Origin of the sequence: Pseudonocardia zijingensis, assembly GCF_042657305.1 — a bacterium.
Classification (GTDB): domain Bacteria; phylum Actinomycetota; class Actinomycetes; order Mycobacteriales; family Pseudonocardiaceae; genus Pseudonocardia; species Pseudonocardia zijingensis.
Genome location: NZ_JBHSKO010000042.1, coordinates 15,349 through 42,333 on the forward strand (window position 1 = coordinate 15,349; position 26,985 = coordinate 42,333).

At 73.2% G+C, this 26,985-nt stretch carries 26 protein-coding genes and 1 pseudogene; 10 read left to right on the forward strand and 17 right to left on the reverse strand.

Annotated features, from left to right (window positions below; all coding sequences use genetic code 11):
- Positions 1–134: 134 nt before the first annotated feature.
- Genes ACFPL3_RS40255 through ACFPL3_RS40280 form a run of 6 tightly spaced genes read left to right on the forward strand, consistent with a single transcriptional unit; the run spans position 135 to position 7,380 of the window.
- Complete coding sequence (locus ACFPL3_RS40255) at positions 135–1,715, forward strand: ATP-binding cassette domain-containing protein (protein ID WP_343943631.1); 1,581 nt, start codon at positions 135–137, stop codon at positions 1,713–1,715.
- Entirely contained in the window at positions 1,712–2,602 is an 891-nt protein-coding gene (locus ACFPL3_RS40260; RefSeq protein WP_343943632.1) for a branched-chain amino acid ABC transporter permease, read from the forward strand. The genes ACFPL3_RS40255 and ACFPL3_RS40260 overlap by 4 nt, the downstream gene beginning before the upstream one ends.
- Positions 2,595–3,725: a branched-chain amino acid ABC transporter permease gene (locus ACFPL3_RS40265; protein WP_343943633.1), complete on the forward strand. Its 1,131-nt coding sequence runs from the start codon at positions 2,595–2,597 to the stop codon at positions 3,723–3,725. Before ACFPL3_RS40260 ends, ACFPL3_RS40265 begins: the two co-directional genes overlap by 8 nt.
- Positions 3,722–4,975 carry an ABC transporter substrate-binding protein gene (locus ACFPL3_RS40270; protein WP_343943634.1) on the forward strand — a complete coding sequence of 418 codons (1,254 nt, stop codon included), beginning with the start codon at positions 3,722–3,724 and terminating at the stop codon, positions 4,973–4,975. Before ACFPL3_RS40265 ends, ACFPL3_RS40270 begins: the two co-directional genes overlap by 4 nt.
- Positions 4,976–4,978: 3 nt before the next feature.
- Entirely contained in the window at positions 4,979–6,586 is a 1,608-nt protein-coding gene (locus ACFPL3_RS40275) for a class I adenylate-forming enzyme family protein (RefSeq protein ID WP_343943635.1), read from the forward strand.
- The gene (locus ACFPL3_RS40280) at positions 6,586–7,380 is read left to right on the forward strand and encodes a TIGR03084 family metal-binding protein (RefSeq protein WP_343943636.1); all 795 of its coding nucleotides are present in this window, start codon (positions 6,586–6,588) and stop codon (positions 7,378–7,380) included. Before ACFPL3_RS40275 ends, ACFPL3_RS40280 begins: the two co-directional genes overlap by 1 nt.
- A 29-nt stretch (positions 7,381–7,409) precedes the next feature.
- On the opposite strand, the gene ACFPL3_RS40285 is transcribed toward ACFPL3_RS40280, so the two are convergent.
- Complete coding sequence (locus ACFPL3_RS40285) at positions 7,410–8,216, reverse strand: SDR family NAD(P)-dependent oxidoreductase (RefSeq protein ID WP_343943637.1); 807 nt, start codon at positions 8,214–8,216, stop codon at positions 7,410–7,412.
- A 75-nt stretch (positions 8,217–8,291) separates the two neighbouring features.
- On the opposite strand from ACFPL3_RS40285, the gene ACFPL3_RS40290 reads away from it, so the two are divergent.
- Both ACFPL3_RS40290 and ribB read left to right on the forward strand, forming a co-directional pair.
- Positions 8,292–8,732: a MarR family winged helix-turn-helix transcriptional regulator gene (locus ACFPL3_RS40290; RefSeq protein WP_343943638.1), complete on the forward strand. Its 441-nt coding sequence runs from the start codon at positions 8,292–8,294 to the stop codon at positions 8,730–8,732.
- A 128-nt stretch (positions 8,733–8,860) separates the two neighbouring features.
- Positions 8,861–9,898, forward strand: a complete 1,038-nt coding sequence (ribB, locus tag ACFPL3_RS40295) for a 3,4-dihydroxy-2-butanone-4-phosphate synthase (RefSeq protein WP_379590847.1) — start codon at positions 8,861–8,863, stop codon at positions 9,896–9,898.
- Between the two features lie 16 nt (positions 9,899–9,914).
- Here ribB and ACFPL3_RS40300 read toward each other — a convergent pair whose 3' ends face one another.
- From ACFPL3_RS40300 to ACFPL3_RS40375, 16 genes are all read right to left on the reverse strand, one after another.
- Positions 9,915–10,763: an SDR family oxidoreductase gene (locus ACFPL3_RS40300; RefSeq protein WP_343943639.1), complete on the reverse strand. Its 849-nt coding sequence runs from the start codon at positions 10,761–10,763 to the stop codon at positions 9,915–9,917.
- Between the two features lie 19 nt (positions 10,764–10,782).
- Entirely contained in the window at positions 10,783–12,402 is a 1,620-nt protein-coding gene (locus ACFPL3_RS40305; RefSeq protein ID WP_343943640.1) for a long-chain-fatty-acid--CoA ligase, read from the reverse strand.
- On the reverse strand, positions 12,399–13,376 hold the full coding sequence (locus tag ACFPL3_RS40310) for an NADPH:quinone reductase (RefSeq protein ID WP_343943641.1): 978 nt from the start codon (positions 13,374–13,376) through the stop codon (positions 12,399–12,401). Before ACFPL3_RS40310 ends, ACFPL3_RS40305 begins: the two co-directional genes overlap by 4 nt.
- Entirely contained in the window at positions 13,373–14,353 is a 981-nt protein-coding gene (locus ACFPL3_RS40315; protein ID WP_343943642.1) for an NAD-dependent epimerase/dehydratase family protein, read from the reverse strand. The genes ACFPL3_RS40310 and ACFPL3_RS40315 overlap by 4 nt, the downstream gene beginning before the upstream one ends.
- A 13-nt stretch (positions 14,354–14,366) precedes the next feature.
- Complete coding sequence (locus tag ACFPL3_RS40320) at positions 14,367–15,185, reverse strand: SDR family NAD(P)-dependent oxidoreductase (RefSeq protein WP_343943643.1); 819 nt, start codon at positions 15,183–15,185, stop codon at positions 14,367–14,369.
- A gap of 28 nt (positions 15,186–15,213) precedes the next feature.
- Positions 15,214–16,542, reverse strand: a complete 1,329-nt coding sequence (locus ACFPL3_RS40325; protein WP_343943644.1) for an MFS transporter — start codon at positions 16,540–16,542, stop codon at positions 15,214–15,216.
- Between the two features lie 18 nt (positions 16,543–16,560).
- On the reverse strand, positions 16,561–17,751 hold the full coding sequence (locus ACFPL3_RS40330) for an LLM class flavin-dependent oxidoreductase (protein ID WP_343943645.1): 1,191 nt from the start codon (positions 17,749–17,751) through the stop codon (positions 16,561–16,563).
- A gap of 29 nt (positions 17,752–17,780) precedes the next feature.
- Positions 17,781–18,578 (reverse strand): alpha/beta fold hydrolase, encoded by a 798-nt coding sequence (locus tag ACFPL3_RS40335; protein ID WP_343943646.1) that lies wholly within the window; start codon positions 18,576–18,578, stop codon positions 17,781–17,783.
- Positions 18,579–18,695: 117 nt separating this feature from the next.
- The gene (locus tag ACFPL3_RS40340) at positions 18,696–19,493 is read right to left on the reverse strand and encodes a glucose 1-dehydrogenase (protein WP_343943647.1); all 798 of its coding nucleotides are present in this window, start codon (positions 19,491–19,493) and stop codon (positions 18,696–18,698) included.
- Positions 19,494–19,503: 10 nt separating this feature from the next.
- Positions 19,504–20,304, reverse strand: coding sequence for an SDR family NAD(P)-dependent oxidoreductase (locus ACFPL3_RS40345; RefSeq protein WP_343943648.1), 801 nt, complete (start codon positions 20,302–20,304; stop codon positions 19,504–19,506).
- Positions 20,305–20,320: 16 nt separating this feature from the next.
- Positions 20,321–20,962, reverse strand: coding sequence for an enoyl-CoA hydratase/isomerase family protein (locus ACFPL3_RS40350; protein ID WP_343943649.1), 642 nt, complete (start codon positions 20,960–20,962; stop codon positions 20,321–20,323).
- Entirely contained in the window at positions 20,959–22,155 is a 1,197-nt protein-coding gene (locus tag ACFPL3_RS40355; protein ID WP_343943650.1) for a CaiB/BaiF CoA transferase family protein, read from the reverse strand. Before ACFPL3_RS40355 ends, ACFPL3_RS40350 begins: the two co-directional genes overlap by 4 nt.
- Positions 22,148–23,107, reverse strand: a complete 960-nt coding sequence (locus ACFPL3_RS40360) for an alpha/beta hydrolase (protein WP_343943651.1) — start codon at positions 23,105–23,107, stop codon at positions 22,148–22,150. Before ACFPL3_RS40360 ends, ACFPL3_RS40355 begins: the two co-directional genes overlap by 8 nt.
- 73 nt (positions 23,108–23,180) lie before the next feature.
- A complete protein-coding gene (locus tag ACFPL3_RS40365) occupies positions 23,181–23,945 on the reverse strand; it encodes a Crp/Fnr family transcriptional regulator (protein ID WP_343943652.1) in 765 nt (254 codons plus the stop codon).
- Positions 23,946–23,982: 37 nt separating this feature from the next.
- Positions 23,983–24,909, reverse strand: coding sequence for an alpha/beta fold hydrolase (locus ACFPL3_RS40370; RefSeq protein WP_379590855.1), 927 nt, complete (start codon positions 24,907–24,909; stop codon positions 23,983–23,985).
- Between the two features lie 91 nt (positions 24,910–25,000).
- Entirely contained in the window at positions 25,001–25,873 is an 873-nt protein-coding gene (locus ACFPL3_RS40375; protein WP_343943654.1) for an LLM class F420-dependent oxidoreductase, read from the reverse strand.
- Between the two features lie 224 nt (positions 25,874–26,097).
- Between ACFPL3_RS40375 and ACFPL3_RS40380 the strand changes: the two genes are divergently transcribed.
- On the forward strand, positions 26,098–26,796 hold the full coding sequence (locus ACFPL3_RS40380) for a CBS domain-containing protein (RefSeq protein WP_343943655.1): 699 nt from the start codon (positions 26,098–26,100) through the stop codon (positions 26,794–26,796).
- A pseudogene (locus ACFPL3_RS40385) lies at positions 26,793–26,985 on the forward strand (AAA family ATPase); the annotation flags it as partial. The gene ACFPL3_RS40380 and the pseudogene ACFPL3_RS40385, both read left to right, overlap by 4 nt.

The window sequence follows — 26,985 nt, forward strand, 5'->3', positions numbered from 1 at the left end:
GCGCTGACGTTAGACACAATCTTGACGTACGTCAGCGTCACTTCTAGCGTCTGGGTCGCTCGGGCCCCCGAGCACGGAGGTGCTCCCTCCGCTCGTCCGCTCGTTCAGCGCAGAAGCCCGGACGGAAGGTCGCCGTGCCCGATCCACTCCTGTCCGTCGAGGACCTCGCAGTCGAGTACGGCGGCGCCGTGCGCGCGCTGCGCGGGGTGTCCCTGACCGTCGAGGCCGGATCGGTGGTCGCCGTCCTGGGCAGCAACGGCGCCGGCAAGACCACGCTGCTGCGGGCGATCTCGCAGTCGTTGGGGAGCGTCGGCGGGCGGGTCACCGCGGGGCGCGTGCGCTTCGACGGCCGGGACCTCGCCGGGCACGACCCCTCCGCGGCGGTGCGCGCGGGGCTCGTGCAGGTGCCGGAGGGCCGTCGCATCTTCCGCGACCTCACCGTGGAGGAGAACCTGCGCGCGGGCGGCTACACGGTGCGCGACGCCCGCTCCCGCCGGGCGGCCGCCGAACGGGTCTTCGAGCTCTTCCCGATCCTCGCCGAGCGTCGCCACCAGCGCGGTGGCCTGCTGTCGGGCGGGCAGCAGCAGATGCTGGCGATGGGCCGGGCGCTGATGACCTCCCCCACGCTGCTGCTGCTCGACGAGCCCTCCCTGGGCCTGGCCCCGCAGCTGGTGGAGCAGATCGGCGACATCATCGAGCAGATCCACGCCCAGGGCACCTCGGTGCTGCTCATCGAGCAGAACGCCACGATGGGCCTGCGGGTCGCCGACCGGGCCTACGTGCTCGAGGTCGGGGTCGTCTCCACCGAGGGCAGCTCGGCCGAGCTCGCCGCCACCGACGACATCCGCGACCGCTACCTGGGAGTCGCGGCCCCCGACTCCGGGCGCGTGGCCCAGGACGCACCGGCTGCCGCTGCGGCGCACCTGCAGCGATCGACGCCGGCGCAGGCTCGCGAGCTGCGCGTCGAGGACCTCACGGTGCGTTTCGGCGGCATCACCGCGCTCTCCGGGGTGTCGTTCACCGTCGCAGCCGGGACCGTCCACGCCCTCATCGGACCCAACGGTGCGGGGAAGTCGACCTGCATCAACGTCCTCAGCGGCGCCTACCGCGCGACCAGCGGCGCGGTGCACTACGGCGACGCGGCGGTCACCGCGCTGCCGGCGCACCGCATCGCCGACCTCGGCGTCGCCCGCACCTTCCAGAACATCTCGCTGTCGCTCGAGGCGACCGTGGCGGACAACCTCCTCGTCGGTCGGCACCGCGTGATGCGTTCCCGCACCTCCGCCGAGGCGTTGCGGCTCCCCCGGGCGCGCCGGGAGGAGCGCGCCGAACGCGCGGCGGTGCGCCGCATCGCCGACCTGCTCGGCATCGCCCCCGTGCTCGACCGGGCCGTGCACACGCTGTCCTACGGCGACCGCAAACGGGTCGAGCTGGGCCGGGCGCTGGCGTCCGAACCCACCCTCCTGCTGCTGGACGAGCCGGTGGCCGGGATGACGCACGGCGAGTCGGTGGTCATGGCCGACACCATCCGAGCCGTCCAGCGGGAGCTGGGGCTGTCGATCCTGCTCGTCGAGCACGACATGCCGTTCGTGATGGAGCTGGCCGAGCGGATCACCGTCCTCGACTTCGGCAAGCGCATCGCCGAAGGCACGCCGCAGGAGGTCCAGCGGGACCCCGAGGTGCTGCGCGCCTACCTGGGGACGGCGGCGGCATGAGCTACTTCATCACCCAGCTGGCCAACGGCCTGTCCTACGGGTTCGTCCTGGGGCTGATCGCGGTCGGCTTCGTCATCGTCTTCACCTCCACCGGCGTGCTGAACTTCGCCCACGGATCGGTCCTGCTGACCGGCGCCTACCTGGTGGCCGTCCTGCACGGCCCGCTCGGCTTCTGGGCCGCCGCCGTCGTGGGGATCGCCGGTGCGGCGCTGCTGGGCGTGCTGATCAACGCGGTCCTGGTGCGCAATCTCGCCGACGCCAACCCCGGCACCGCCGCCATCCTCATGCTGGGCGTCGACATCCTGCTGCTCACCGAGCTGACCCGGCGCATCGGCGACGTGGTGCTGCCGATCGGCGCCCCGTGGGGAGCCGATGTCGTCTCCCTCGGCGGCGTCACCCTCCCCACCAGCCGCGTCGTCGCCGCAGGTGTGGCCGTGCTCGCCTTCGGGTTGCTCTGGTTCCTCTTCGCGCGCACCGGCACCGGGGTGGCGATGCGCGCCGCGGCCGCCGACGGCGACACCGCCTCCCTGATGGGCATCCGCCTGTCACGCACCGGCGCCGCGGGATGGGCGCTGGCCGGGGCGCTCGCCGCGATCGCCGGCATCTTCCTGGCCTCCTTCCCGGCTCCGGGTGTGGCCCCCACGCTGGCGATCAGCGCGTTCGCCGCGATCCCGGCATGGGTCCTCGGCGGCTTCGACTCCGTGGTCGGCGCGATCGTCGGCGGCCTGGTCATCGGGGAGGTCACCGCGCTTGCGGTCGGCTACGAAGCCCAGCTGCACTTCCTCGGCCGCGGCCTCGGCGAGATCGTCCCCTACGTCGTGATGATCCTCGTGCTGCTCGTGCGGCCCTCCGGGCTCTTCGGCCGCGCGGAGGCCGTCCGTGTCTGAGGTCCGCCGCCGGCTCCCCGTGGTCCTGGCCGTGCTGCTCGTGGCGGCCCTGCCGTTCGTGCTCGACGATTTCTGGCTGCAGACCGGCCTGTTCACCATGGCGGCGGTGGTCGGGGGGATCGGGCTGACCCTGCTGGTCGGGGTGGCCGGGCAGCTCTCGCTCGGCCACGCCTCCTTCGCCGCGCTCGGCGCCTACACCTACGCCTGGGCGGTCGGCGAGGTCGACGGCCGCGTCGCCGGGGCCGGCCTGCCCCCGGTGGTCGCCCTCGTCCTCGCGGGTGTGGTGGCCGCGGTGGCCGGGGCGCTGTTCAGCCCCATCTCGGGTCGCCTGCGGGGGATCTACCTGGGCCTGGCCACCATCGGACTCGTCTTCATCGCCCGCCACCTGATGGTCAACGTGGAGGGTGTGACCGGCGGCTTCAACGGCCGCTCCGTGGAGCCGTTCTCGGTGCCGGGCTTCAGCTTCAGCAACAACGACCCGGACTACCTCGCCGTCGCCGGCGTGCAGTTCGAGGGCCTGCACCGGCTCTGGTACCTGTTCCTCGGCATCGCGCTGCTCGCCGCGTGGATCGGTCGCAACATCACGGCCGGCCGTACCGGCCGGGCGCTGGCCAACGTGCGGGACAGCGAGACCGCGGCCGCATCGACGGGCATCCACGTGGCGCGCGCCAAGGCCACCGCCTTCGTCATCTCCTCGGCCTACGCGGGTGTCGCCGGCGCGCTCATGGCCCTGGCCTACGGCCGGATCGCACCGGACCTGTTCGGGCTGCAGCTGTCGATCGACTTCCTGGTCATGATCGTGCTGGGCGGGCTCGGCTCGATCGCCGGGGCCGCCGCGGGCGCCGCCTTCGTCGTCATCCTGCCGCTGGTGCTCACCCAGTACAGCTCCGACCTGCCGTTCCTCGCGCCGCCGGGGGCCGAAGGGCTGGACGCGGCCACGCTCGCCCGGCTGCTGTACGGCGCGGCCATCGTCGCCGTCCTGCTCTTCCTCCGGGGCGGCCTGGCCGGCGCGGTCCGGCGGCTCCGCGACCGGCGCACCCGCCACGGGCCCGCCCCGGGCGACCCCTCGCCCGCACCACCGCACGCCGAGCTCACCACCAGGTCGAAGGAGACCTCGTCATGAAGCACCGGATCCGCGCCGCGCTGGCCCTCGCCGGCTGCGCCGCCGTCCTCGCCGCCTGTTCCACGGAGGACCCCAACGCCGGCGCCGCCCAGGGCGGTGCGGACGGCGTGCGGACCGGCACCGGCGTCACCGCCGACACCATCACCGTCGGCATGCTCACCGACCTCTCCGGGCCGTTCGCGGCCGGCGCCGCGGTGCAGGTCGCCGAGACCCGGGCCTACTACGACCAGGTCAACGCGAACGGCGGGATCTGCGACCGGAACGTCGAGGTCGACGTGCAGGACCACGGCTACGACCCGCAGAAGGCCGTGGCGCTCTACCGCAGCATGGCCTCGAACGTCGTCGCCCTGCAGCAGGTGCTGGGCGGGCCGACGTCGGCTGCCGTGCTGCCGCTGGCCGAGGCCGACGGGCTCTACCTGGGCGGGCACGGCTGGGCCGGCGTCGCCCTGCAGTACGAGAACGCGCAGATCCCCGGAACGACCTACGGCATCGAGAGCGCGAACGCGATCGACTACCTCGTCGACGAGCTGGGTCTGGCCCCCGGCGCCAAGGTCGGTGTCGTCTACTTCGTCGGCGACTTCGGCAACGACTCGCTCGCCGGGGCGCAGTACGCCGCGGAGCAGCGCGGGCTGGAGGTCGTGCCGCAGGAGATCACGCCGCGCGACACCGACCTGACCGCCCAGGCCTCCGCCCTCCAGCAGGCCGGTGTGTCCGCGGTGATCCTCGGCGCCGCTCCCGCCCAGCTCGCCTCCCTCGCGGGCGTGCTCTCCGCGCAGGGTCTGAACGTGCCGATCCTGGGCAACACCCCCACGTTCGGCCCCTCACTGCTGCAGACGCCGGCCGGGCCGGCCCTGGAGCAGAACTTCTACACGGTCACCAGCATCGCGCCGTACAGCCTCGACCAGCCCGGCGTCCAGGCCGCCCGGGAGCTCTACGAGGCCGCGGCCCCGGACGGCGAGACCGGCTGGGAGGTGCCGCTGGCCTACGCGCAGGCCGAGCTGCTCAGCGCCGCGCTCCGCGGCGCGTGCGAGGCAGGCGACCTGACCCCGGAGGGCGTGGTCAGCGCCATGCGCGAGACGGCCGACCTGGAGACCCGGGGCCTGTTCGCCACGCCGATGGACTTCACCGACCCCGCGCAGCCGCCGACCCGCACGGTCTACGTCTCCCGCGCCTCCGCGCAGGCCGAGGGTGGGCTCGAGGTGCTGGGCACGGTCGAGGGTCCGAGCGCGCAGAGCTTCCCGGTGGGCTGAGCGGTGGGCGGCCCCCTGGAGCGCTGCGAGCTGCTCGCCCCACCGGCGCCCGAGCTCGCCGAACGCGTGATCGGTGACGTCCTCGCCCGGGCCGCGCGGCTCGGCCCGGCCGACCCGCTGCTGCGGACCGTGACCCCGCGGGAGGAGCGGGCCTGGACCGCCGCCGGCCTGCTCGCGGACGCCGAGCGGGTGGCGGCCGGGCTGCTGGCCCGCCACGAGCCGGGCACCCGGATCGCCACCTGCCTGGCCAACGGCCCGGAGGCGGTGCTGCTGCAGTTCGGGGTGGCCCTGGCGGGCATGGTCCTGGTGCCGGTGAACCCGCGGTCCCGCGGGCCGGAGCTGGAACACGCGCTGCGGCTCTCCGGCGCTGCCGCCGTGTACGCGGCCGAGGACGCCGGCGGCAACCCGGCGGCCGACCTGGCGGAGCAGACGGCCGCGCGCCTGCCGGGGCTGCGTGCGGTCCACCGCTGCACCGGTGAGTGGCGGGCGCTGCTGCACGACCGGGCCACCGCCCTCCCGACCGTGTCACCGCAGAGCCTCGCGCAGATCCAGTTCACCTCGGGCACGACCGGCCGGGCCAAGGGCGTGGAGATCACGCACGCCGGCATGGTGGCCACGGCGCACGCCTTCCGCGCGCGCATCGGCCTGGCCGAGGGCGGGGTGTGGATCAACCCCATGCCGCTGTTCCACACGGCGGGCAACGTCCTGGGGGTCATGGGTGGGCTCTGGCAGCGCTGCGAGCACGTGGTGGTGCCGTTCGAGCCCGGCCGCGTGCTGGCCCTCGTCCCCGAGCGGAGGGCCACCCTGCTCTCCGCCGCCCCGACCCTGCTCGACCTGCTCATGGCGCGGCCGGAGATCGGTGACACGGACCTGCGCAGCCTTCAGGTCGTGTTCACCGGCGGGCAGACCGTGCGGCCCGGCTTCGTCGACCGGGTGGAGTCGACCTTCGGTGCGCCGCTGATCACCACCTTCGGCATGACCGAGACCTGCGGCTCGGCCCTCCTGTCCGCGCCTACGGACCCCGATCCGGTGCGCCGGACGACGGTCGGCCGGCCGCTCGCCGGCACCGACGTCCGCATCGCCACCCCGGAGGGGGACCCCGCGGTGCCCGGCGAGACCGGGGAGCTCTGGGTGCGCGGGGAGCGACTGACCCGGGGCTACCACCAGGACCCCGCGGCCACCGCGGCCGCGATCGACCCGGAGGGCTGGCTGCACACCGGCGACCTCGCGGTCATGGACGCCACGGGCGCCTGCCGGATCGTCGGCCGGCTGAAGGACATGATCAAGACCGGTGGGGAGAACGTCTCGCCCGAGGAGGTCGAGGAGGTGGTCGCCGGCCACCCGTCGGTGGTGCGCGCCGCGGTCGTGGGCGCGCCCGACGACCGCTGGGGTGAACTGGTCGTCGCCTTCGTCGTGCCCGAACCCGGTGCCCGCATCGATCCGGCCGAGCTGGAGCGCCATTGCCGGGACCGGCTCTCCCCGTTCAAGGTGCCCCGGGCCTGGCGTACGGTCGACGAACTGCCGATGACCGCCTCCACCAAGATCCAACGAGCCGAGCTGCGCCGGATGGCCGCTGCAGACCCCGACCTGCGCCGCCCGGCGGTCCCCTGATGCCGACGCTCCTCGAGGGGCTGCTCGCCGACCTCGACCTGGAGAGCCGCCACCTGGACGACCTCGTCGCCGGGTTGCCGCCCGAGCCGTGGGCGACGCCCACCCCCGCGCCCGGCTGGACGGTGGCGCACCAGATCGCCCACCTCGCCTGGACCGACGAGATCGCGCTGCGCGCGGTGGCCGACCCGGATGGCTTCCGCGCCGCCGGGGACCTCGGATCGAGCTCCGACACCGACGTGGACGCAACCGCCGCAGCCGGTGCCGCGGCCGCACCGGCGGACCTGCTCGCACGGTGGCGGACGAGCCGGACGCTGCTCGCCACCGCGCTCGCCGCGCTCCCGAAGGGAGCCTCCATCCCCTGGTACGGCCCGCCCATGGGTGCGGCGACCATGGCCACCGCGCGTCTGATGGAGACCTGGGCGCACGGCGTCGACGTCCGCGACACCCTCGGGCGACCCACCCCGGTAACGCCCCGGCTGCGGGCCGTCGCGCACCTGGGTGTGCGCACCCGCGACTTCGCCTTCCGCCGGCACGGCCTGACTCCCCCGACCGCGGAATTCCGGATCGAGCTGACCGGCCCCGACGAGGAGACCTGGACCTGGGGGCCGGAGGACGCCGCCCAGCGGGTCACCGGACCGGCCCTCGACTTCTGCCTGCGCGTCGCCCAGCGCCGGCACCGCGACGACCTGGCGCTGCGGGCGGTGGGAGCCGACGCCGACCGCTGGCTCGACCTGGCGCAGGCCTTCGCCGGACCCCCCGGGCGCGGTCGAGCGGCCCGGGGCGCCGCGGGCTGAGCTTCTCCGGGTCGTGACGGCCCTCGCCCTCAGCCGATGTCGACGACCTCGTGCAGGCCCAGCCGGCGGTTGAGGGCACCGGTCAGGCGGGCGACCGCCGCGCGCGGCAACAGGCGCGCAGGCCAGGTCACCACCCGGTAGGTGAATCGGCCCGGGTAGGAGGCCGCGCGCCTCCGCGCGTAGTCGTCGAGCGACCGGGATGCGACGGCCTCGGGCGCGTCGGCGGCCGGATGGACCGTGGCCGAGGTCCCGTCGAAGAACCCGGTCGCCACCGGACCCGGGTGCGCAGCCATGACGTGCACGCCGGTGCCGCGCAGTTCCTCGGCGAGCGCCTCGGTGAAGGACAGGACCGACGCCTTCGTGGCGGCGTAGACGGCCTGGTAGGGCATGGGCTGGAAGGCCGCTCCGGACGCGACGTTGATGATGCCCCCGCGGCCCCGCGCCACCATCTCCTCCGCGAACGCGTGGCTCAGCGCGAGCAGGCCGGTGACGTTCAGGGTCACCGACGTGAGCTGCGGTTCGAGCGGGCGGGTCAGGAACGGGCCCGCGCTGCCCGCCCCGGCGTTGTTCACCAGGAGGTCGACCGCCAGACCGCGAGACCGGATCTCGCGCACGAGGCGCTCCGGGCCGTCCGGCGCGGCGAGGTCGGCGCCCATCACCACGGCGGGCGGGGCATCGGGTCCGATCTCGTCGGCCACTCGCCGCAGGGCGTCCTCCGAGCGGGCTACGACGATGACCTGCGCGCCGCGGCGGGCCAGCTCGAGCGCGTACGCCCGGCCCAGCCCCTTCGACGCGCCGGTGACGAGCGCGGTGGTGCCGCGGAAGTGGGCGACCATGAACTCCTCCTCTTGCTTCAAGGCTTGAAGTAACGCAGAATACTTCAAGACTTGAAGCAAGGCTAGGATGGCGTGGTGGCCGCTCCCGAGCTCACCGCCGTCGTCGCCGCGACCCACGACATCTGGATGCGGACCAACGACCTCATCGGGCAGGCGCTGGCCGGGCACCGCCTCACCCCGGCGACGTTCCAGGCGCTGTGGGTGATCGACCCCGACGAGCCGCCGCCGTCGATGAAGGTGATGGCCGAGCGCCTCTACTGCAACGCCTCCAACCTGACCTTCATCACCAACCAGCTCGCCGATCGGGGCCTGGTCGAGCGGATCGTCGACCCGGACAACCGCCGCTCCCGGCTCCTCGTCCTCACGGCCGAGGGCCGCCGGGTCCGCGACGAGCTGGTCCGCACGGCGCTGGAGAAGACACCGCTCGCGGTGCTGAGCGACGACGAGCTCCGGCAGCTGTCGACGCTGCTGCACCGCGTCATGCGGTCCGATCCCGCCCTGGCTCAGAGGTCCTGACCGCGCCGATGTGCAGCGTCGTCGGCTGGACCGGCAACCGGACGACCGCGGTCACAGCTCTCGGACCCCGCCCCGGCTTACGGTCGCTGCCGGGCGGGCGCCGTCGCTCGTCGGGGAGTGGGGGTCTGATGACGGGGATCGTGCCGGTCGCGACTGCCGCTCCCGCCGAGGCGCGGGTCCGTGATGCTGTCGACGCCATCCGCGCCGGCCGGCCTGTCGTCGTCGTGGACGACGCCGATCGGGAGAACGAGGGCGACCTGATCTTCGCCGCGACCGCCGCCTCTCCTGCACTCCTCGCGTTCACCGTGCGACACACGTCGGGCTTCGTCTGCGTCGCACTGCCCGGCGAGACGTGCGACCGGCTCGGGCTGACGGCCATGCACCACGACAACCAGGACCGCTACCGGACCGCCTACCAGGTCACGGTCGACCTCCGCGGGACCGGCACCGGGATTTCGGCCGCGGCGCGGGCCGCCACGATCGCCGCCCTCGGCGCCCCCGCCTCGACCGCAGCCGACTTCACCCGACCCGGGCACGTCGTGCCGCTGCGCGCCCGGCCGGGCGGGGTGCTGTCCCGCCGCGGGCACACGGAGGCGGCGGTCGACCTGGCCCGGCTCGCCGGTCTCCCGGCGGCCGGCGCCCTCTGTGAGATCGTGTCGCAGGACCGGCCGGGCGAGATGGCCGGCGGCTCCGAGCTCGCCCGCTTCGCCGAGGAACACGACCTGGTGATGATCTCCATCGCCGATCTCGTCGCCTACCGGCGCCGGACGCGGGCCCAGGTCCGTCGGGTCGTGGAGACGCGCCTGCCCACCGAGCACGGCCCCTTCACCGCCATCGGCTATGCGGGCGGGTGGGACGGGGCGGAACACCTCGCGCTGGTGGCGGGGCCCGTCGATCCCGCCGTGCCGGTCCACGTGCACGTCGAGTGCCTCAGTGGCGATGTGCTGCGCTCGAGCGGGTGCGGCTGCCGCCGGCAGCTCGACGAGGCGATGGCCCGGTTCGCGGCCGACGGCCGCGGGATCGTGCTCTACCTCCGCCCGCCGGGTCGAGCCCGCGCGTGCGCGCTGCACGATCCGGAGGCGGACCTCGGCGCCGCGGCGGCGGCGGTCGAGCGGATCCTCACGGACCTCGGCGCAGCCGCGGCGCCGGCCCGGAAGGCCGGATGACGGAGACGGAGACGGATCAGGGCGTGGCGTACGCCCGCTCGTCGATCCACTTCGGATCATCGGGCCGCTTGCCCGCCGACCAGTAGCCCTCGAGCTGCTCGGGCGTCCAACCCCGTTCGGCCAGGAGCCCCTCGTCGATGAACTGACGCCCCGTGCACGTCGCCGGCTCCGAGTGGAGGATCTCCATGAGCGCGTCGCACATGATCCGAGGTGTGCGCCACTGTTCCGGGCGGCCCATCTTCTCCGCCGGCCAGTTCCGGGTGGCGGCCGAGTCGATCGGGGTGGCAGGCCAGAGGCTGTTCGCGGCGACGTTGTCGGCGCGATGCTCCGCGGCGACCCCGAGCGCCAGTCGGGTCATCCCCATCTTGGTGCAGTGGTACATCGCGTAGCCCGGGGTGGGCTCGCTGGTGATCGGCGGGCTGTTCATCACGATGTGTCCCCAGCCGCCGGCGATCATGTGCGGGAGCGCGTAGTAGGTACTCAGGTAGGACGCACGGAGGTTGACCTCGTACATGAGGGTGACGCGTTTCGGGGGTGTGTCGATCACCCGCTCCCACCAGAGCGCGCCGGCGTTGTTGACGAGGATGTCCAGCCGGCCGAACTCGGTCACCGTCCGGTCGACCAGGCGCTCCACGTCGGCTTCCTGCCGCACGTCGGCGCGCACCGGCACGGCACGGCCGCCGCGGGCGATGATCTCCTCGGCGACGCTGTGGATCGTCCCGGGCAGGCGCTCGGAGTCGGTCTCGCTCTTGCCGGACACGACCACGGCCGCACCCTCGTCCGCCAGGCGTAGCGCGAACTCCCGGCCGAGCCCGCGGCTCGATCCGGTGATCACAGCAACACGTCCGTGCAGGCTCCCGCTCATCCCCGTCTCCCTTCCGTGGTCATCCGCGGATGCGCGTGGCCTCGCCGGACCACTCCTTCTCCCGCAGCTCGTACTTCTGCACCTTGCCGGTGGAGGTCTTGGGCAGCGCCGTGACGAACTCGACCTCGCGGGGCGCCTTGTAGCGGGCGATGCGGGACCGCACGTGCTCGAGCAACTCCTCCTCCGCCGGGGCCGTCCCGGGCTCCACCACGACGAACGCCTTGGGGCGCTCCCCCCACGTCGGGTCCGGGACCCCGATCACGGCCACCTCGAGGACGTCCGGGTGGGACGCGACGGCGTGCTCGATCTCGATCGTCGAGATGTTCTCGCCACCGGAGATGATCACGTCCTTCGCCCGGTCGCGCAGCTCGACGTAGCCGTCGGGGTGCATGACGCCGAGATCGCCCGAGTGGAACCAGCCGCCCGCGAACGCCGTGGCGGTGCCCTCCGGGTCGCGGAAGTAGCCCTGCATGACGTTGTTGCCCCGCATCACGATCTCGCCCACCGTGGTGCCGTCGGCCGGGACGTCGTTCATGTCCTCGTCGACGACGCGGACCCGTTCCGCCTGCAGCATCCCGACCCCCTGCCGGGCCTGCAGCGCGGCGCGCTCCTCGGCACCGAGGCGGTCCCACGCCACCTGGTGCTGGTTGACCGTGTACGGGCCGTAGGTCTCGGTGAGGCCGTAGACGTGCACGATCCGGAAGCCCAGCTGCTCCATCTGCAGGATGGTCGTCGGGCTCGGCGGCGCGCCCGCCGTGGTGACGACGAGCGGGCGGTCGAGGGGATGCGCCCGGTCGGCCCGCATGATCGTGGTGAGGACCGTGGGCGCCCCGTTGAGGTGGGTGACCCGGTGGCGGTCGATGAGCTCCCACACCCGGTCCCCGCGCACCTCACGCAGGCAGACGTGCGTTCCACCCACCGCGGCCAACGCCCACGTGGTGCACCAGCCGTTGCAGTGGAACATCGGCAGCGTCCACAGGTAGACGCTGCCGGCGTCGTGCGCGGAGTGGACGATCTCGCCGAAGGAGTTCAGGTAGGCGCCGCGGTGGGTGTAGACCACTCCCTTGGGCCGCCCGGTGGTGCCGGAGGTGTAGTTGATCGAGATCGGCGCCCACTCGTCGTCGACCGCCCAGGCCGGCTCCGCAGGCTCCCGCACCGCGCCGGCGAGCAGGTCGTCGAACGAGACCGCGCCCGGGACCTCGACGGCCGGGGCCGGTCCGAGCGGGTCGACCGCGACCGCGATCGTCCGGACCGTCGTGAGCGAGCGGGCGACCGGGGCGACGGTTCCGGCGTACGCGGCGTCGAGCACCAGCACGCCCGCACCGGAGTGGTCGAGGATGTAGCGGACCTCCTCCGGGGCGAGCCGGGTGTTGATCGCGACCAGCACCGCCCCCGCCAGCGGCACGGCGAAGTGGGCGGCCAGCATCTCCGGCACGTTCGGCATCAGGTAGGCGACCCGGTCCCCGGGGCGGACCCCGGCAGCGCGCAGTGCCCGCGCCCGCTGCTGCACCTGCGCGGCGAACTCCCGGTAGGTCCTGACCTCGTCCCCGTACACGACGGCGGGGTGCTCGGCGAAGACCTCGCCCGACCGCTGGAGGAACGACAGCGGCGTGAGCTCGCTGCTCCAGGTCTCGCTCATCGAGCAGCCATCCTCAGCACGACCTTCCCGACGAACCCCTGCTCCACCCGGTCCTGGGCGGTGGCCACCTCGTCCAGGGGGTACGCCGCCACCGGCAGGGCGGTGAGGGCCCCGGCCGCGAGCGCGTCCGAGGTCCAGCGGATCGCGTCGGCCAGCTGCTCGGCGGACAGCCCGTAGAGCAGCACGAACGTGAGCGTGACGTTCGCGCTCATCAAGGGCCCGCCGGGCAGGGTCAGGGTCTCCTCCGCCGCGTAGGTGGAGAGCGTGCCGCGGGGCGCGATCACCCCCAGGTCGAGCTCCAGGTTGGCGGCCGGCGCGACCTCGACGATCCGGTCGACCGGACCCGCGAGGTCCAGGACCCGTTGCGCGGCGCCCGGCTCGGTGTAGCGGACGACGTGGTCGGCTCCCGCCGCCTCGGCGAGGGCCTGCTTCTCGGCCGAGCTCACCGTGGCCACCACCTGCGCCCCGGAGTGCTTGGCGAGCTGGATCGCGAAGTGCCCCACCGCCCCTGCTCCCCCGGCGACGAGGACGGTCCGGCCCTTCAGCGCCTCCGGCCGGCCGCCCAGGCAGTGCGCGGCGGTGAGGGCGGGCACACCGAGACAGGCGCCGAGGTCGTCGGAGGCGGTGTCCGGCAACGGCACCGCCCGGACGGCGGGCACCACCGCGTACTCGGCGGCGGTTCCGTAGCGGTTGCGATGACCGGCGAGGTACAGCCACACCCGTTGGCCGACGGCGAGCCCGGCGACGCCCTCGCCCACCGCGTCGACGACGCCGGCGCCGTCGTGGTGCGGCACCTGGAACCCGTCCGGGCGCCTGCGGGTGAGCCCAGCGCGGGTCTTCCAGTCGGTGGGGTTGATCCCCGAGGTGGTCACGCGGACCCGCACCTGGCCGGGGCCGGGCTCCGGCCGCTCCACCTCGACGACCTCGAGCACCTCGGCCGCGGGGCCCGGGCGACGGTAGATCGCCGCCCTCATGAGCGACCTGCCTTCACGTGCTCGTGGTAGTGCCGGATCGCGCGTTCCGGGTCGTAGCTGGGCCGCCAACCGAACTCCTCCTCCATGCGGGTGCCGTCGAGGACCATGTAGGCGCTCTCCTTCGCGTCCATGGGGTTCAGGCCCGGCCCGACGTCGAGCACCGCGTCCGGAATGACGCGCCGGATGGCGCCGGCGAACTCGCCGAGCGAGGTCGCCCGGCCGCTGGACACGTTGTAGGCACGGTGCCGCAGCGGTGCCGCGGCGGACACGACGAGTCCCACGGCGTCGGCGACGTCGAGGACGTAGATGAGGTCGTCCCGCTCCTCCCCGCCGTGGTCGAGCACGAACGGTCGGCCGGACGCGGGCAGCTCGATCATCGAGCTGTAGGTCGAGATCTGCTGGCCGAAACCGGCGAGCCCCCCGTGGCGCTGCAGCTTCCCCGGACCGTAGATCGTGGAGAACCGCAAGCTCACGCATTCCAGGTCGGTGGTGCGGCCGTACCAGTTCAGCACGTCCTCGGCCGCGGTCTTGGTGATGTCGTACATCCCCCGGGGCCGCCGGTCGTCGTCCTCCCCGATCGGCTCGTAGGCGGGGAAGCCGCGCTTGCCCGTGGTCGGGCCGTAGACCGCCTTCGAGCTCGTGTAGACCACCCGCCGGGCGCCCGCCGCGGCTGCCGCCGCGCAGACGTGGGCGGTGCCGCCGACGTTCACCGCGATCGCCGTGTGCGGATCGCGTTCGCAGTCGACGAATGCCGCGACGTGGACGACGCACTCCGGCCGGAGGGCCGACACCGCCGCCGTGAGCTGGTCGGCGTCGCAGATGTCACCGACGACCAGCTCGATCCGGTCCGCCACGTCCTCGACGAGGGAGAGGTCCTCGCGGTTCTCGAAGACCGCGACCTCGTGTCCCCGGTCGAGGAGGTTCCGCACCACCCAGGAGCCGTTCATCCCGAGCCCACCCGTCACCACCACCCGCACGGCGTGCTCCCCCTCACTCGGTTTCGCCGGCGAGCCGCCGGAACGACGGCACCATGGGCGCGTACGCGGACATCCCGCCATCGATCACGAGCACATGGCCGTTGATGAACGCCGCCTCCGGGGAGGCGAGGAACAGCGCCGCCAGCGCGACGTCGTCCGGGCGCCCGAGCCGGGGTGCGGCCACGTGGTCCACGAGCACCTCGGTCTGCCCCGGCGTGTACATGCCCTCGGTGCCGGGCGACACGATGGGTCCGGGCGCCACGACGTTGCAGCGGACCCCCCGCTTGCCGTACTCGACGGCGATGGCCTTCGACAGCCCGATCACACCGGCCTTCGCCGTGGCGTACGCGGGGCGCGCGTCCAGCGACAGCCAGCCGACCAGCGAGGACGCGTTGGTGATGCTGCCGCCGCCTGTCCGCAGCATGTGCGGCAACGCGTGCTTCGCGGTCAGGACGCAGCCCATCAGGTCCACACCCAGCTGGCGGGCCCACACCTCCGGATCGCTGTCGGCGACGGCGACGTCCGCGGCGACCACGCTCCGGTTGGAGGCGTAGTTCTGCAGGACGTCGAGCCGCCCGAACGTCCGGACGGTGAACTCGACGAGCTCGGCGACCGAGGTCTCCTGCGCGACGTCCGCGGCGAACGGCTCGGCGATCCCGCCGTCGTCGCGGATGCGTTCTGCGGTGGCCGTCGCGCTGGCCGGGTCGACGTCGGCGGCGACGACCCGGGCGCCTTCCCTGGCGAAGAGCTCCGCCGTGGCGGCCCCGATCCCGGAACCCGCGCCGGTGACCAGCGCCGCCTTCCCGGTCAGTCGCCCCGTGGACGAGCTCATGCGCACTCCTTCCCAGCGATGTCGCACGTCAGGTGGCGGCGGCCGGTCGGCGGGCCACCGAGGCGGAGAAGACGACGACGGTCAGCGTCACGAGCCCGGCCGCGGTCATGTACCAGGCGGGCGCGAGCGTGTAGCCCGTCAGATCGATCAGCAGCGTCGCGACGAACGGGGCGCTGCCGGCGAAGATCGCGGAACCGAAGCCGTAGCCGATCCCGAAGCCCGAGGCCCGGACCTGCGTCGGGAACAGCTCGGCGAACAGCGCCGGGATGGCGCCGCCGAACGCGGCGACCGGGACCCAGAGGATGAGCTGTCCGAGCAGCGCCGGACCGAAGCCCTGGAGTCCGATGACCAGCAGGCTGGGATAGGCCAGGAGGACCGTCAGCACGCAGGCGAGGACGAGGACCGGCTTGCGGCCGTACCGGTCGGAGAGGTGCCCGAACACCGGCACCATGGCGACCCCGACCGTCGTGGCGATGACCACGGTGGTCAACGCCTCCACGGCGGACAGCCCGATCACGGACCGGATGTAGGTGAGCACGAAGGCCTGCACCGTGGAGGCCGCGATGTTGAACCCGACGCAGATCCCGATGACGGTCAGGAAAGCTCGCCCGTGCTCGGCGAACAAGGTGCGCAACGGGCTCGCCGACCGCGCGTTCTCCGCCTTGACCTGCTCGAACTCCGGCGACTCCGCGATGCGGTAGCGAAGGTATAGCCCGATGACCAGCAGCGGGAAGCCGAGCAGGAAGGGGACCCGCCAGCCCCAGCCGTGCAGTGCCTCCGTGGACATCGAGATCGTGAGGACCAGGACCACGAACGCGCCGATGACGCTGCCCGCGGTGGAGGAGAAGAACGCGTAGGAACCGTAGAGCCCGCGCCGGTGTGGAGGCGCGTGCTCGACGAGGAAGCTCGCCGACGTGCCGAACTCCCCGCCCACGGACAACCCCTGCAGCAGGCGAGCGACGCACAGCAGCAGGGGCGCGACGACACCGGCCTCGGCGTAGGTCGGCATCACGCCGATGAGCACCGTGCTGACGCCCATGATCAGGACGGCGACCGCGAGGGGGATCCTGCGCCCGTGCCGGTCGGCGAGCCGCCCGAACACGATGGCCCCCACCGGGCGCATGACGAAACCGACGGCGAACAGGGCAAGCGTGGACAGGATCGCGGCCAACGGGTCACCGGAGGGGAAGAACAGCTGCGAGATGACCGGGGTCAGCGACGCGAAGATGGCGAAGTCGTAGAACTCGAGGGCGTTGCCGGCGCCGGCGGCGACGACGGACCGGCGGGCGAGCGAGGCGGGGGCCGAGGCACCCTCCCCGCGCGCGGCCGCAACCGAGGGAGCGGATCGAGACATCATCGTCCTCCGATCGTGGGGTCAGACCGTGACCCCGTCGGTCACGCGGTCGAGCCGGGGAACGACGTCCTCGGCGAAGCGGCGGATCCCGCGGACGGCGTCCTCGTGGCTCATGTGCCCGGCCTGCCCCATGATCAGCAGGTTGCCGAAGCCGCCGACGTGCTCGTGGAAGCGTTCGATCTGGCCGGCCACAGTGCTCGGACTGCCGGCGAAGACGATGCCCTGCTCGATGAGTTCCTCCAGCGACATCGACGCCAAGTCCTTCGTGGCCGTGCCGCCCTGGCCCCGCAGGAGTGCCGGGTCGTGCACCTCGGCGTGGGCCCGCAGGCCGGCCGCGCGCACCGGGTAGGGCGTGTAGCCGGGCGGGTAGAGGAACTCGGTGGCGACCTTGTTGGAGTGCAGGTACCAGAGCAGCTGGCGGGCACCGTCGAGGCCTTCCTCGTCGGTCCGCCCGGTGTAGACCAGAGCTGCGTAGCCGAACCGCTCGTCCCCCGGTGCGGGCTTGCCGGTCTCGGCGCACCGGTCGCGGTAGGCCTGGAAGACCGCCCGGGTGCCCTCGAACCCCGCCAGGAAGGTGCCGAGCCGGTAGTCGTGGTCGGCGACCCGGGCGGCGCTGCCCGGGTTGACGGCGGTGACCCACACCGGCGGGGTGGGCTGCTGGTAGGGGCGCGGCCAGATGTTCACCTGGCGGTGGTGGAAGAACTCGCCCTCCCAGCTGAACGGGCCGTCGTGGGTGGTCCAGGCCCGGGTGATGAGCTCGATCGCCTCCCACATGCGCTCGCTCATCCGGAACGGCTTCGTGTTGGTCGCCGCGATCTCGTAGGGCACCCCGCGCACGAAGCCGACCTCGAGCCGGCCGTGGCTGAGCACGTCGACCAGCGCCATCTCCTCGGCGATGCGCACCGGATCCGGCCGGTTCGCGACCGGGTTGCCCAGGACCAGGATCCGCGCTCGGGACGTCACCCTCGCCAGCACCCCCGCCACCACGGGCGCGACGGCGTTCATGCACGTCGCCGTCGAGTGGTGCTCGTTGACCATCACGTTCAGGCCGCATTCGTCCGCGACCTGCCACTCCCGGATGTAGCGGTCCCACAGCGCTGCGGCTCGCTCCGGGTCGATGACACCGTTGGGCAAGGTCACCCGGATCGAGTGGTAGCTGTCGGGATCGGGCAGGTCCGGATAGGCCGTTTCGCTGAACTGCCAGTACTGCACCGCGCACTCCCTTTCGTGTCGGCGGAGGGTCAGGCGGCGAACTTCGCGATCAGCCGGGCGACGTCCTCCGGGCACTCGACCTGCGGGCGGTGGCCGGCGTCGCGGACCAGCTCGAACCGTGCACCCGGGATCCGTTCGGCGAGGCCACGCCCGTGATCGGGCTGCACGATGCCGTCGCGGTCCCCCCAGATCACCGTCGTCGGCACGCCGATGCGCCACGTCCAGTGCAGGAGCCGCGGGTTGTGCAGGTAGGGCTCCCACCCGTACGTCACGAGGGCCTCCTCGTTGCGGACCACCTCGAGGACGTCCTGCTCGGGCGCCCGTCCGAGTTCGCCCAGCCCGCGGTTCGCGTCCGCGTAGAGGCGACGGTCCAGCTCCACGTGGGGGGTCGCGAAGAGGTCGACCACGTCCCGGTCGAGCGGCCCGCCGAGCTTGACGCCCAATGAGTCGACGAGCACGAGACGGGAGATCCGCGCACAGCTGCGCACCGCCATTTCCATGGCGACCCAGCCGCCGAACTGCAGGCCGACGAGCGTGACGTCGGTCAGCGCGGACCGGTCGAGCCACTCGAGGTAGATGTAGGCCAGGTCGTCGACGGACGTGCACCAGTCCGGGCGCGGCGACCGGCCGAACCCGGGGTGGCTGGGCGCGACGACGGAGAACTCCTCCGCGAGCGCATCGAGGAATGCGATGTCCTCCACGGACCGCTCGGCGCCGGGCAGGACGAGGGCGACACGGTCACCGCTCCCGGCGACCCGGGTGTCGAGGTGGACTCCACCTCCGAACTCCACGCCGCTGCCGGCGTCCACAAGGTCCAGCGTCTGCACAGGGCCTCCACGAGTTGCTGGTGCCGGGGTCGAGGCCTCCGCTGGGGCCCCGTCGCGTCCGATGCCAGAAGTCTGGCTCCGCCGCGCGGCCGTGACTGTGACCTGGGTCGGACGACCTCAGCTCGCCGCGCGCGGGGCGGCGGTGCCGGTGGCGCTGCGGCCGCCGTCGACCACGTACTGGGCACCCGTGGTGTTGGAGGCGAGATCGGAGCAGAGGAACAGCACGACGTTGGCGACCTCCTCCGGGGTGGAGTAGCGGCCGGTGGGCTGGGCGGCCCGGTTGCGGGCGGTGAGCCCGTCGGGGTCCTCGGGCGCGATCTGCTCCTCGAGCCTGCGCATCGCCACCGTGTCGACCGGGCCGGGGCACACCGCGTTGACCCGGACGCCCTGGGGCGCGACCTCGCCCGCGGCCGCCTTGGTCAAGCCGATCACGGCGTGCTTCGACGCGACGTAGGCGGGCGCCGCAGGGGTGGCGAGGATGCCCGCGACCGACGCGGTGTTCACCACCGCCCCCGCGCCCTGCTCGATCATCTGCGGCAGCACGTGGCGCAGGCCGAGGAACGCGCCCTTCACGTTGACCGCCATGACCGTGTCGAAGTCGGCCTCGTCGTACTCGGCGGTGGGCGCGACAGTGCCGCCGATGCCGGCGTTGTTGAAGAAGCAGTCGATCCGGCCGAACTCCTCGACGGTCCGGCGTACGTACGCCTGGACGTCCGCGGATCTGGTGACGTCCGCGCTCACCGCCAGCGCTGTGCCGCCCGCGCGCCGGATGGTCTCGGCCGTCTCCTCCGCCGCCGCCGCGTCCCGGTCGACCGCGACGACGGCAGCCCCGTACCCGGCGAACGCCACGCACGCCGCGCGCCCGATGCCGCTGCCGCCGCCGGTGACCAGCGCGACCTTGCCGGTGAAATCCATCGTGATCCCTTCAGTAGTGCACCGATCCCCGGTTCCCGGCGGCGACGCTCACCGCATCGCCGGTCACCGCGGCCGCGCGGGGTGAGCAGAGGAAGACGACGACGTCCGCGACCTCCTCCACCGCGACGAGCCGGCGCAGGCTGGTCGTCGCGCCGAGCCGGCCCCGGACCTCTTCCTCGGTGAGCCCGGTGGCCGCCGCGCGAGCGGCGACGAGTGCGGGCGTGCGTTCGGTCTCGACCGGACCGGGGTGCACGGCGCAGACCCCCACGCCACCGGCACCGAGCTCGTCCGCGAGGTTGGCGGTGAGGGCCGCGACGGCGACGTTGCGGATCGTCCCGGAGACGGATCCGGTGCGCCGGGCGTTCAGCCCCGAGATGTTGACGATCCGTCCCGCGCCTTGCGTCGTCATGTGCGGTGCGACCGCGCGAGCGCACCGCAGGTAGCCGAGGACCTTGGTGTCGAAGTCCGCCGCCACCTCTGCGTCGGTGAGGTCGGCCAGCGCCGGGGCGGCCCCGGTGGCGGGCTCGGCGGCGGCGTTCACCAGGACGTCGACGCCACCCCAAGCGGCGGCGACCCCGTCGACCATGGCACGCACCGAGGCGTCGTCGGTGGTGTCCGCCGGGACGGCGCGCACGTCCGCGTCCGGCGTCGCGAGCCGGAGCGCGTCCGCGGCGGTGTCGAGGCGCTGCTCGTCCCGCGCGACGAGCGTCACCCGGGCCCCTTCCGCGACGAGCCCCCGGGCAACGGCGAGCCCGATGCCGCGCGACCCCCCGGTCACGATCGCCCGCGCGCCACTCAACTGCAGGTCCATGTGTCGTCCTTCGCTGTCATCGGCCGGCGGTTCGGAGGGAGGCGACCGTCGCCGCGATGGCCGGTCCCGGCGCGCCCCGCAAGCCGGCCAGCACCCGCTCGACCGCCGCGAACGGGTCCGCGCTGCACCGGTCGACCAGGCGGTGAGCGACAGCCTCTTCCGCGGTCCACCGCTCGCCGCCGTAGAGCAGGAGCCCGGCCGGGCCCGGCCCGACGACCTGCACGAGCCGCCGCACCGAGGCGTCCTCGTAGCCGAGCCCGTTGCGGAGCGCGGGGATGCCGAACCGGGAGGTGGGCGAGCAGATCCGGACATCACAGGCGAGCGCGAGGCTGCAGCCCGCGCCGAAGCACGCGCCGTCGATCGCCGCGAACGTCGGCCTGGTCAGGTCACGCAGCCGCCCGACGGCCCGCTCGCCCAGGTCGCGAAGCCCCTCGACGCGGCCCGGATCGCGCAGCTCGTCGAGGTCCGCACCGGCGCAGAAACTGCCCCGGGTGCCGCGCAGCACGACCGCGGCCAGGTCGGGCACCGCGTCGATCGCCTCGAGGTGCCGCAGGAGGGCCGCCCACATCGGCGAGGTCAGGGCGTTGCGCTTCGCGGGCCGGTCGATCGTCAGCCAGGCGACCCGGTTCTCGACCTCACACCGGAGCAGGTCGCTCATCCCGGTGCGCCGCCCACCACGCGGTCCCGGCGCAGGGCGTCGATCTCCGGCCCGTCGAACCCGATCTCCTCGAGGAGCGCGAGCGTGTCCTCCCCGATGGCGGGCGCCCTCCGCCGGGCCCGCGGGGCGCCGTCCGCGACGAGGGGCGTGTTCACGATGCGGCGGTGCCCGAACCGGTCGGTGTCGCCGGGGAACATGCCGCGCGCCGCGTACTGGGGGTCGTCCAGCATCTGCGGGACGTCGTTGACCGGGCCGCAGGGCACACCGGCCGCGCGGAGCCGCTCGATCCAGGTGTCGCGCGGGGCGGTGGCGAACCGGGCCTGCAGGAGCGCGGCGAGTTCCTCGCGGTGCACGAAGCGCGCGTACTCGTCCTCGAACCGGTCGTCGCCGGCGAGGTCGATCCCGAGCACGGCGCACAGGTCCTTCCACGAGCGCTCGGTGGCCCCGATGACGAGCACGGCGTCGTCACCACAGGTGAAGGCCTCGTAAGGGGCGGTGAGGCGGTGGGCCGTGCCGAGCGGGCCGGGCGCTGTGCCCGTTCCCACGTAGTCCGCGACCTCCCACAGCGACCACCCGGCGATCGTGTCCGCGAGGGAGACGTCGACGTGGGCCCCGCCGTACCCGGCCCGGGCCCGGCCGAGCGCTGCGAGCACCCCGATCGCACCCCACATCCCGGTGCCGAGGTCCCCGATGGGATAGCCGGCCTTCGCCAGGTCCCCGCTCGGGGTCCCCGTCACGCTCAGCAGGCCGCCGTACGCCTGCGCGACCAGGTCGATGCCCTTCGCGTCCCGCATCGGCCCGAACTGCCCGAAACCGGAGATCGAGCAGTACACCAGGTCCGGGCAGTCGGCCTTGAGGTCGTCGTAGGACAGGCCCTGCCGGGCGAGCGCGCCCACCCGGAAGTTCTCGACCAGGACGTCCGATCGCACGGCCAACGCCTTGACGACGTCCCGGCCGCGATCGGACTTGATGTCGACGGCGATGCTGCGCTTGTTGCGGTGGATCAGGTCGAACGGCAGCGGCGCCTGCTCCTCCCCCACCAGCCGGCGCCGGAGCGGGTCGCCGTCCACCGGCTCCACCTTGACGACCTCCGCGCCGAGGTCGGACAGGATCGTGGTGCAGTAGGGGCCGGCCAGTGCCCCGGTGATGTCCAGCACTCGGACCCCGCTGAGGAAGTACCGTTCGTCAGGCATCCGATCGCTCTCCTTCCGGCGACCGCACGACACCCCTCAGGACGGCGATCTCCTCGGCCAGTTGGCGTTCGCTCACCGCGGCCCCCCGCACCGCCGACGACCCGTGGTACGTGCCCGGGAACAGGTGCACCTCGACCCCGACCCCGGCGGCCAGCAGCGAACGCGCGAAATCGATCGCCTCGTCGCGCAGGGGGTCGAACTCCGCCACCGAGATGTACGCGGGCGGGAGCCCGGCCAGGTCCGTCGACCGGGCGGGAGCGGCGTACGCCGACACGTCGTCGGCTCCCCGCTCGACGAGACCGAGGTACGCCGACCAGCAGACCTCCACGTCCCGCCGGGTCAGTGCGGGGGTGTCGGTGAACCGCATGCCGCTCTCGGTGGTGAGCCGATCATCCAGCACCGGCGAGGCGAGGAACAGGAAGCGGACCGGCGGCCCGTTCCGGTCCCGGGCCAGCAGCACACTGGCGGTCGCCAACGCCCCACCCGCGCTCACCCCGTGCAGGACGACGAGCGAAGGGTCGATCCCCAGCTCGCGCGCGTGCTCGTGGATCCAGACGAGCCCGCCGTAGACGTCCTCGAGCGGCACGGGGAACGGCCACTCCGGCGCCAGCCGGTAGCCCACGGAGACCACGGTGGCCCCCACCTCGCGGGCGATCTCCAGGTTCCGGAGGTGGCTCGTCTCGAGATCTCCCAGGATGAAGCCGCCGCCGTGGACGTGGAACACGACACCGCCGGCCGTCCGCCGATCCGGTCGGTACACGCGCAGCGGGACGGCGTGGTCATCCGCACCCCTGCAGGTGTGGTGCTCGACGGTCACCCCGGTGTCCCCGGCAGGCCGGGGCGGCACCCGGCTCGCCGCGATCCGGCGGGCCTCGGCCACGTCCGTGCGGTCCACGCGCGGGAGGGCGGCGGCAGAGGAGGCCAGCTCCGCGTCGACGGGATGGGTGCTCACATGGCCTCCTCGCTGGCGCTCGTCGGCCCCGTTCGCTGCGCTGCTGTGCCCAATGGTGAGCTCGCAAGCTCGCTCACGTGTCCCCCGGTCCCCGTCGCGGGTCCGGCCAGCCACCCAGCGGCGTCGACGCGAACGACCGCAGCAGGCCAGGGTCCTCGATCCAGATCTGGCGGCGGGAGCGGCGGATCGCGCCGGTGTCGCTCAGCTTCTTGAGGGCACGGGCGACCACCTCCCGCACCGAACCGATCGCGCTCGCGAGCTCCGCCTGGTCGGTTTGCACGAGCAGCCCTTTGACCGTGGGGGTGGCCATCTCGAGCAGGTGCCTGCTCACCCGCTGCTGGACGGACCCGAACAGGTTGTCCTCGAAGTACGCCACGGTTTCGTACGTGGACTCCGCGAGGTACACGGCCACCCGGTAGGTGAGTTCGGCGTGGGTCCGCATGAGGCGCCGGAACGTGGTGGGGTTCAGCAGGGAGACCTCGCACGCGGTGACGGCGTGCAGCGACGCGGGCGCACCATGCGTGAGCATGGCCGGAACCGCGGTGATCTGCCCGACGGTCATGTACCGCGTGGTGACCTCACGCCCGTCCCACGACGTGATCTGTGCCCGGATCCGGCCGCTGTGGATCAGCGCGACCAGGTACTCCCCCTCCTCGGCCCGGCAGATGCACACGCCGGCGGGGTAGTGCACGATCCGGCTGTCGGCCAGGAGCGCGTCCCGGATCTCCCGGCTCTGGCCGCTGAGGAAGCTCTTCGACCACGCCGCCAGTGCCGCAGCCGACGGACCGGCGCCGCGGCCGTGCACGTTCAACCCGCGCCTCGCCTCGTCACGTCCCACCCCATTCCTGAGCACCGTTGCCCTCCCGGCGAGGCCGCTACCCGGCAACAGACTCGGTCCGATCGAGGTCGAACTGCAAGACGGCCCGCGACCGGGGATCCCGCTCCGGCCAGGAGCCCGCCTGGACGCACCGCACGAACCGGCGGACGAGGTCGTTGAACCGCCCCGGGTCCTCCAGGTTCGGCACGTGGCCCGTGTTCGGGAGCACCTGCAGCCCGCAGGCCGGGACCGTTCGCTTGAGCAGCAGCCCGGTGGACAGGCAGGCCTCGTCCTCGTCCCCGACCACGACCAGCAGGGGGACCGGCAGCGCGCCGAGTTCATCCGTCAGGTCGTGCAGCGCGGGGCGCCGCCCCTGCACCTCGAGGATCGTGTGCACGAGACCCTCGACGGAGTGCTCGGCGAATTGGTCGATCATCTCCTGCCACACCCGCTCGTCGCGCGCCCTCAGCTGGATGCGGCTGGGCCCCTCGGCCATCCGGCTCCCGACGAAAGCCGCTCCGCGGGCGCGGAGCCGGCCGGCGACCTCCCGCGTCTCGGCCAGGTAGGCCGGACGCGTCGCCGGGTCCGAGCCGGACCCCACGCTCACCGCCGTGATCGATCGGACCCGGTCCGGGTGGAGCAGCCCCAGCTGCAGGGCCGTGTACCCGCCCATCGAGAGGCCCACGATGTGCGCGCTCCCGATGCCGAGCGCGTCGAGCACCGCGACGGCGTCGGCCACCGCACACTGCCACGAGTAGCCGGACGGCTCGGCCGGCACGTCCGATGGCAGGTAGCCGCGCGCAGCGTAGGCGACGCAGCGGTGGTCCGAGCCGAGGTCGGCGACCTGCCTGGCCCAGCTGCGGTGGTCGCCCGCGTACTCGTGGAGGAACAGCACCGGGCTGCCCTCCCCGGTGTCGGTCACGTGCAGCCGGACCCCGTCCGGCGTCTCGACCCCCGTTGTGCGTGCGGGCTCTGCTGCATCCACACCGATGCCCTCCCTGCTGAACTGGGACGATCTGCGCTGCGACCATGCTGCCGCCGACCCGTCGCCGAGTCTGTGACCCAGGTGCACGCGTTCACCACCGCGCCGCCACCGGGATGATCCGTTCACCGACGATCTCCAGGGGGGTGATGTCCATCGCGTGCGGCACCCGGCTGTGCGCGTGCGTGACCCCGAGCCGCGCCAGCCGTTCCAGTTCACCGAGGAGCGCCTCGACGTTCTCGCCGTCCGGGCCGGGGTCCATCGGGAGCACCACGGTCTTCTCGATGTCGTCGTAGTCGCGCCCGACCGCGGCGCAGTGCTCGCGGAGCACGTCCAGCTTGCGCTCGAGCTCGGGCGCCGCGAACAGGTTGCAGGCCTGCGCGTACCGCGCGACCAGTCGCAACGTCTTCCGCTCGCCGCCTCCCCCGATCATGATCGGGGGGTGCGGCCGCCGCAGCGGCTGCGGGACGTTGAGGGTTCGCTCGAGCCGGTAGTGCTCGCCGTCGTACGGCCCGTCCTCGTCCGCCCACATCTGCAGGCAGATCTGCACGGTCTCCTCGAGCCGCTCGAACCGCTCGGCCGTCGACGGGAACGGCAGACCGAGCCCGCGAGCCTCCTCCTCGTACCAGGCCGCGCCGATGCCCAACCAGGCGCGCCCGCCGCTGAGCACGTCCACCGTGGTGACGCACTTCGCCAGCAGCGCCGGCTCGCGGAACACCACCGCGGTGACCCACGTCAGGAGGTCGATCCGCGACGTGCACGCCGCGAGGTAGCCAAGCGTCGTGTACGCCTCGAGCATCTCGCTCTCGGCCGAACCGTTGGCGGGGATCTGCCACAGGTGATCCGCCACGGAGAGCCGCGCGAACCCGGCGTCCTCCGCGGCGGTCGCGACCCTCCTCAGGTCCGCTCCGAGCGCGGACGCACCGCCCGGCCGGCTGAAGTCCGAGACGTGCAGACCGATCCTCATGGGCGACGATGCCTCCGACTCCCGGCACGTCCACGTGCCCCGATCGACGACGGTTCCTGGATTCTGCATGCTCGGCACGGCCGGGAATGTGACCTGGATCCGCGAACCCGACGTGGCTGCACCAGGGGCGGAAGACCCGCTGACCGGGCACAGGACCGGGGTCCCCCGGAACCCGGACGGACGGCCCTGGCCCGCAACGCGGCGGCCCACGGACGCTCCTGCTCATGAAGACATCGACCGTCGCGGACGTGATGACCCGCCGCGTGCTGACGGCCCGTCCCGCGATGCCGCTCAAGGAACTGGCCAGGGTGCTGATCGAGCACCGTCTGAGCGCCCTGCCCGTGCTCGACCCGGACGACCGGGTCGTCGGGGTGGTCTCGGAACGCGACCTGCTGTCGAAGCAGGCCCGGCCCCTGCCCGGTCGGCGGCACTGGTGGCAGCGCCGCCGGGTCCGGGAGGAGATCCGGCGCGCCGGGGGCGACACCGTGGGGCAGGTGATGACCCCCTCCCCCGTCACCGTCTCACCGTCCGCGCGCATCACCGAGGCGGCCCGCCGCATGATCGAGCACGGGGTCAAGCGCCTGCCCGTGGTCGACGACGACGGGAAGCTCGTCGGCGTGGTCAGCCGCGCCGACCTCGTGCGGGTGTTCGTGCGGTCCGACGACGAGATCCGCGACGCCGTCGTGCAGCAGGTGTTCCGGCAGGTGCTGTGGGTCGACCCGACCGAGGTGGAGGTCTCGGTCACCGACGGCATCGTCACGATGACCGGCACCGTCGAGCAGCGCAGCACCGCCGAGATCGCGGAGCGACTCGTCCACCGCCTCGACGGCGTCGTCGACGTCGTGTCCGCTCTGGAGTTCCGGTTCGACGACGGCGGTGTCGAGGGCCGCCGGGCCCGGCCCGCGTACGGGACCGTGGGGTGACGGTCCCCGCGACCGAGGCGGCCGGCGTGCAGGCCGCCGAGGTGCACGAGACCCACATCGGCGTGGTGCTCCTGCTCGGCGAGCGGGCCTACAAGCTGAAGAAGCCGGTGCGCACCCCGTTCCTCGACTTCGGCAACCCGGACCTGCGCCGCGCCGTTCTGCAGCGCGAGCTGGAGCTCAACCGCCGCC

Excerpts from the sequence above, each read along its gene's own strand:
- ACFPL3_RS40260 (WP_343943632.1), top strand. The coding sequence starts at position 1,712 with ATGAGCTACTTCATCACCCAGCTGGCCAACGGCCTGTCCTACGGGTTC.
- ACFPL3_RS40270 (WP_343943634.1), top strand. The coding sequence starts at position 3,722 with ATGAAGCACCGGATCCGCGCCGCGCTGGCCCTCGCCGGCTGCGCCGCC.
- ACFPL3_RS40280 (WP_343943636.1), top strand. The coding sequence starts at position 6,586 with ATGCCGACGCTCCTCGAGGGGCTGCTCGCCGACCTCGACCTGGAGAGC.
- ACFPL3_RS40285 (WP_343943637.1), bottom strand. The coding sequence starts at position 8,216 with ATGGTCGCCCACTTCCGCGGCACCACCGCGCTCGTCACCGGCGCGTCG.
- ribB (WP_379590847.1), top strand. The coding sequence starts at position 8,861 with ATGACGGGGATCGTGCCGGTCGCGACTGCCGCTCCCGCCGAGGCGCGG.
- ACFPL3_RS40300 (WP_343943639.1), bottom strand. The coding sequence starts at position 10,763 with ATGAGCGGGAGCCTGCACGGACGTGTTGCTGTGATCACCGGATCGAGC.
- ACFPL3_RS40305 (WP_343943640.1), bottom strand. The coding sequence starts at position 12,402 with ATGAGCGAGACCTGGAGCAGCGAGCTCACGCCGCTGTCGTTCCTCCAG.
- ACFPL3_RS40310 (WP_343943641.1), bottom strand. The coding sequence starts at position 13,376 with ATGAGGGCGGCGATCTACCGTCGCCCGGGCCCCGCGGCCGAGGTGCTC.
- ACFPL3_RS40320 (WP_343943643.1), bottom strand. The coding sequence starts at position 15,185 with ATGAGCTCGTCCACGGGGCGACTGACCGGGAAGGCGGCGCTGGTCACC.
- ACFPL3_RS40325 (WP_343943644.1), bottom strand. The coding sequence starts at position 16,542 with ATGATGTCTCGATCCGCTCCCTCGGTTGCGGCCGCGCGCGGGGAGGGT.
- ACFPL3_RS40340 (WP_343943647.1), bottom strand. The coding sequence starts at position 19,493 with ATGGATTTCACCGGCAAGGTCGCGCTGGTCACCGGCGGCGGCAGCGGC.
- ACFPL3_RS40345 (WP_343943648.1), bottom strand. The coding sequence starts at position 20,304 with ATGGACCTGCAGTTGAGTGGCGCGCGGGCGATCGTGACCGGGGGGTCG.
- ACFPL3_RS40350 (WP_343943649.1), bottom strand. The coding sequence starts at position 20,962 with ATGAGCGACCTGCTCCGGTGTGAGGTCGAGAACCGGGTCGCCTGGCTG.
- ACFPL3_RS40355 (WP_343943650.1), bottom strand. The coding sequence starts at position 22,155 with ATGCCTGACGAACGGTACTTCCTCAGCGGGGTCCGAGTGCTGGACATC.
- ACFPL3_RS40375 (WP_343943654.1), bottom strand. The coding sequence starts at position 25,873 with ATGAGGATCGGTCTGCACGTCTCGGACTTCAGCCGGCCGGGCGGTGCG.
- ACFPL3_RS40380 (WP_343943655.1), top strand. The coding sequence starts at position 26,098 with ATGAAGACATCGACCGTCGCGGACGTGATGACCCGCCGCGTGCTGACG.